Source organism: Acidovorax sp. KNOB132 (genome assembly GCF_057541515.1).
Genome location: NZ_BAAJYT010000278.1, coordinates 1 through 4513 on the forward strand (window position 1 = coordinate 1; position 4513 = coordinate 4513).

Here is a 4513-nt window from a genome sequence, read left to right on the forward strand (position 1 = left end):
CCGGGGCCGGCGGGGCAGGGTCCAGGGCGGCCGTTTCGGCGCCCGGCGCCGCCGGTGGCACCGCGGCAGGCGTGCCCGACTGGCGGTCCACGTACACGGCGTTGAAGACCGCCGAGGTGATCCAGTGCCGAAAGGGCGTCTTGGTCCAGTAGTCCTTGGCAGCGATGGGGCGGGTGATGCTGCGCAGCTCCTGGGGCAGCGCGGCCCAGATCATCACCAGGTCGGCGTGGCTCTGGTGGTTGGCGAAATAGATGCGTTGCTCGGCCTTGGGCGGGCAGCCGTACCAGCGGGCCTGGGAACCGGTGAGAAATCGCACCAGCCCGAGTAGGAAAAGGCTCATCAACTTGGAAAGCATGGCGGCGATGATACGGGGGCGTGGCAGGGGGCCCGCGCCGGCCTGCACCGTGGGCCGCCGAGCTCCCTGCCACGGGCCGGCCGCGCACCGGGAAGATCCGTTCTGCGAAGTGGAATTTTCCAAGTTCGCGCTTCCCTTTCGCGAGGCCACTTCTAGACTGTCCGTACCGCTTCACTGCGGCGATTCCGCTAAAAAAAGCAGGGAGTTTCTCCATGAACGTTTCGACCACACGCCGCCAGGCCCTGGTTCTGGGTGCCTCGGGCGCCTTGCCCATGCTGGCGAGGGCGCAGGCCGGCGCCGACTTTCCCACCCACCCCGTGCGCCTGATCGTGCCGTTCGCGCCGGGCGGCTCGACCGACATCCTCGGGCGGCTGCTGTCCAAGCACCTGTTCCCCGCCAGCGGCCAGCCGATGGTGGTGGAGAACATGGCCGGCGCGGGCGGCAACCTGGGCGCCGCGCTGGTGGCCCGGTCCCCGGCCGACGGCTACACCCTCGAGATCGGCGCCATGTCCACGCATGCCATGAATGGCAGCCTGTACAAGCAGTTGGCGTTCGATCCGATGAACGATTTCGACACCGTGGCCATGCTGGCCTACGCGATCAACGTCATCGCCGTCTCGCCCAGCGTGCCGGCGCGCACCTTCCCCGAACTGCTGGCCTACATCCGCGCCAACCCGGGCAAGCTCAACTACGCCTCGGGCGGCATTGGCACCCACAACCACCTCACGCTCGCGCTGCTGGCCAAGACGGCGCAACTGGACATCGTGCACGTGCCCTACAAGGGCGGCGGCCCGGCCGTCGCCGCACTGCTGCAGGGCGAATGCCAGATGTTCGCGGGCGGCGCCTCGTTGCTGCTGCCGCATGCGCAGGCCGGCAAGGTGCGCCTGATCGCCGTCACCGAAAAGACCCGCTCCGACCTGCTGCCCGACGTGCCCAGCGCGGCCGAGACGCTCAAGGGCTTCGAGGTCACCAACTGGTACGGCGTGTTCGCGCCCAAGGGGCTGGACGTGGCGCGCCGCGCCCTCATCAACCACGAGATCAACCGGGTGACCGGCCTGCCCGAGGTCGCCGAGCGGCTCAAGGGCCTGGGCATGGTGCGGGCGCCCGTGGACCCGGTTCAATTGCGCGAGATCCTGCAGGCTGACTACCGGCTGTGGTCTTCCACCATCAAGTCGCTGGGAATTTCCTCCGAATGAACGCCCCACACCCCCTGCCCATGGCGCTGAACAGCGTCGATTGGAATGCAATGGAATGGAAGCCCGTGCGCCACGGCATCGAACGCAAGGCATTCGGCAGCGAGCACGTCACGCTCGCGCTGCACCGGCTGCTGCCGGGCCACGAGCCACGTCCGCATTCCCATCCCCATGAGCAGGTGGTGTACATCCTGGCGGGCCAGATCGACTTCTACGTGGAGGGCCAGGTGGTGCGCCTGGGCCCGGGAAGCCTGCTGGTGGTGCCTCCCAACGCCATGCACCACGGCATCGTGGTGGGCGACGAGCCGGTGCTCAATCTCGACGTCTTCACCCCCGCGCGCCCGGAATACCTGGCATGACGGCGGCCCGCCCCGGCGCCGCCGATGAGGCCCCGTCCCTGCGCGAGCGGCTGGTGGCGGGCGATTTTCTGTTCGCCACGTTCGTGAAGACCACCTCGCACCAGACGGTGGAGGTGCTCGCTGCCACGGGCCTGGACACCCTCGTGCTCGATGCCGAGCATGCGCCCTTCGGGCCGGAGAGCCTAGACCGCAGCCTGCTCGCGGCGCGCGCGTGCGCCCTGCCGGTGCTGGTGCGCGTGCCCTATCCGCGCGGCGCGGCCATCCAGCAGGCGCTGGACATGGGCGCGGCCGGGGTGATGGTGCCGCACGTAGACTCCGCCGCCATCGCGCTCGAAGTCGTGCGTGCGGCGCGCTACGGCGGCACCCGGGGCTATTCGGCCTCGCCGCGCGCCGGCGGCTACGGCCAGCGGAGCATGGCCGACCACCTTCGGCTGAGCGATGCGCACACCGCAGTGATCGTGCAGATCGAAAGCGGCGAGGCCGTGGCGCAGGCGCGGGAGATCGCGGCCGTGCCGGGCGTGGACTGCCTGTTCGTCGGGCCGGCCGACCTGGCCGTGTCCCTGGGGGCCGACGGCCCGGGCGATCCGCGCGTGGCCGAGGCCATCGCCCGGGTGTGCGCCGCCGGGCGCGCCGCGCAGTGCGCCGTGGGGTGCTTCGTGTCCGATGCCGCGCAGGTGGCCGGCCTGCGGGCGCTGGGCATCGCTTTCTTCGTCGTGGGCTCCGACCAGGCGCTGCTTCGCGCCGCGGCACGGCAGGCCATGGCGGGCGCGCTGGAATCCATCGCCGCCTGACCCCCTGGTACTACATATTGCGCGGGGTGTATGGCGTGCGCCATACTGCCCAACCCGAGACCGAGAGAGAAACATGAGTACCGAAGTCCGTTCCGTGCAGCGAGCGCTGCTCATCCTTCGCGTGATGAACGAGCGATCCACCTGGAGCCTGCAGGAGTTGCATCAGCGCACCGGCCTGGCCAAATCGACCCTGCACCGCCTGCTGAGCACGCTGGAGTCCGAGAAATACGTGCGCAGCGATCCGCACGCCTATGGGCAATACCAGCTCACGCTCGCCGTGGGCAACCTGAGCAGCGGCATCAACGAAAAGCTGCGCCTGGCCGAAGTGGCCGCGCCGCTGATGATCGCCACCACGCGCCAGATCAAGTGGCCGCTGTCCCTGGGGGTGATCGAAGGGCACCAGATCCGCGTGGTGTTCTGCACCATGCCCTACAGCCCGTACGCGATCCGGCCCTCCAGCCTGGGGCGCCGCTACGAGCTGATCCCGTCCGCGCTGGGCCGCACCTACCTGTCGTTCTGCAGCCGGGCGGAGCGCCGCATCCTGGTGGAGTCGGCCAACCTGAATGGCGACGAAAGCCAGAAGATCACCGACCTGTGGGCGATGCGCAAGATCGTGCAGCAGACGCGGCGCCAGGGCTACGCCATCCGCCACGCGCGCAGCAATGCCGAGAGCACGGCCTTCGCGGTGCCGGTGTTCGGCGGCGGGGTGTTGCGCGGTACGCTGGTGTATTCGACGTTCGCCAGCCAGATGGACGAGCGCATGCTCAAGCGTTTCCTGCCCCTGGTGCAGGCCACGGCGGACCGCATCGGGGAAGAAGCGGCCATCATGCCCGGCCAGCTGGGCGAGGCGCTGAACGGCCCGCACGTCTGACCCGGCTGCCTTGGGGCATGAGGGGACGGCGCGCCGCGCTCACCCTCAAGGCCATCCCAAGGCCGTCTCAGGGAAGTTCCGCCGAGCCCATGCGTCCCAGAATCACGCGCGTGCGGCCGGAGAGGTAGGCCGAGCCCGGCGCCTTCTCGAAGCGCTTGGGCTGCGGCAGCATCACCGCCAGCCGGGCGGCCTCGGCCGCGCTGAGCTTCGAGGCGCTCTTGCGAAAGTAGTGCTGCGCGGCGGCCTCGGCCCCGAACACGCCATCGCCCCATTCCACGCTGTTGAGGTAGATCTCCAGGATGCGCTGCTTGCTCAGCAACTGCTCCAGCGCCAGCGTGAGCACGAACTCCTGCCCCTTGCGCAGCAGCGTTCGTTCGCCCGACAGCAGCAGGTTCTTGGCCAGCTGCTGGGTGATGGTGGAGCCGCCGCGGATCTTGGGGTTGCGCACCGGCCGGTCGGGCTGCAGCTCCTGGCGCTTGGCGGCCTGGGCCTCGGCGCGGGCGTTGCGCTCCCAGGCCTTTTCGATCGCGTTCCAGTCCACGCCGTCGTGGTTGACGAAGCCGTCGTCCTCCGAGGCGATCACCGCGCGCTTGAGGGTGTCGGCGATCTGGCCGTAGGGCACCCACTGCTGGCGCCATTGCAGCGTGCCGTGGGCGACCTGGCCCCAGGCCTCCGAGCGCTGGAAGGCGGTGGATTCGGGGTCGATCGCCACCATGGCCGCGATGCGGCCGACGAAGAACACCTGCAGCGCCACGAAGGCCAGCAGCACCAGCCCGATCCAACGCAGCAAGCCTTTCATGCCGTGGTCTCTTCCCAGAGGGCGGGTCAGTGGCCGGCGGCCATGGCGGCGCGCAGCTCGGCCAGCACCTGCTGGTTCGGCTCTTTCAGGAAGCTGCGCGAACTGGTGCAGCAGCGGCGGATGTCGTCGCCGGCCGCCAGGAACA

The 4513-nt window shown here is 69.5% G+C and carries 6 protein-coding genes; 4 read left to right on the top strand and 2 right to left on the bottom strand.

Annotation, left to right across the window (positions count from 1 at the left end; genetic code table 11):
• Window positions 1–355, bottom strand: a 355-nt coding sequence (locus AC27IO_RS20875) for a 1-acyl-sn-glycerol-3-phosphate acyltransferase (RefSeq protein WP_498740554.1), incomplete at its 3' end; no start/stop codon positions are given.
• Between the two features lie 212 nt (window positions 356–567).
• On the opposite strand from AC27IO_RS20875, the gene AC27IO_RS20880 reads away from it, so the two are divergent.
• The 4 genes from AC27IO_RS20880 (at window position 568) to AC27IO_RS20895 (ending at window position 3569) form a co-directional block, all read left to right on the top strand.
• The gene (locus tag AC27IO_RS20880; protein ID WP_272567231.1) at window positions 568–1551 is read left to right on the top strand and encodes a Bug family tripartite tricarboxylate transporter substrate binding protein; all 984 of its coding nucleotides are present in this window, start codon (window positions 568–570) and stop codon (window positions 1549–1551) included.
• Complete coding sequence (locus AC27IO_RS20885) at window positions 1548–1907, top strand: cupin domain-containing protein (RefSeq protein ID WP_272567232.1); 360 nt, start codon at window positions 1548–1550, stop codon at window positions 1905–1907. The genes AC27IO_RS20880 and AC27IO_RS20885 overlap by 4 nt, the downstream gene beginning before the upstream one ends.
• Window positions 1904–2698 (top strand): HpcH/HpaI aldolase family protein, encoded by a 795-nt coding sequence (locus AC27IO_RS20890; RefSeq protein ID WP_284405282.1) that lies wholly within the window; start codon window positions 1904–1906, stop codon window positions 2696–2698. The genes AC27IO_RS20885 and AC27IO_RS20890 overlap by 4 nt, the downstream gene beginning before the upstream one ends.
• 73 nt (window positions 2699–2771) lie before the next feature.
• Complete coding sequence (locus AC27IO_RS20895; RefSeq protein ID WP_272567234.1) at window positions 2772–3569, top strand: IclR family transcriptional regulator domain-containing protein; 798 nt, start codon at window positions 2772–2774, stop codon at window positions 3567–3569.
• A 67-nt stretch (window positions 3570–3636) separates the two neighbouring features.
• Here the strand turns inward: AC27IO_RS20895 and mtgA are convergent, their stop codons facing one another.
• Window positions 3637–4368 (bottom strand): monofunctional biosynthetic peptidoglycan transglycosylase, encoded by a 732-nt coding sequence (gene mtgA, locus AC27IO_RS20900; RefSeq protein WP_284425846.1) that lies wholly within the window; start codon window positions 4366–4368, stop codon window positions 3637–3639.
• Window positions 4369–4513: the final 145 nt, after the last annotated feature.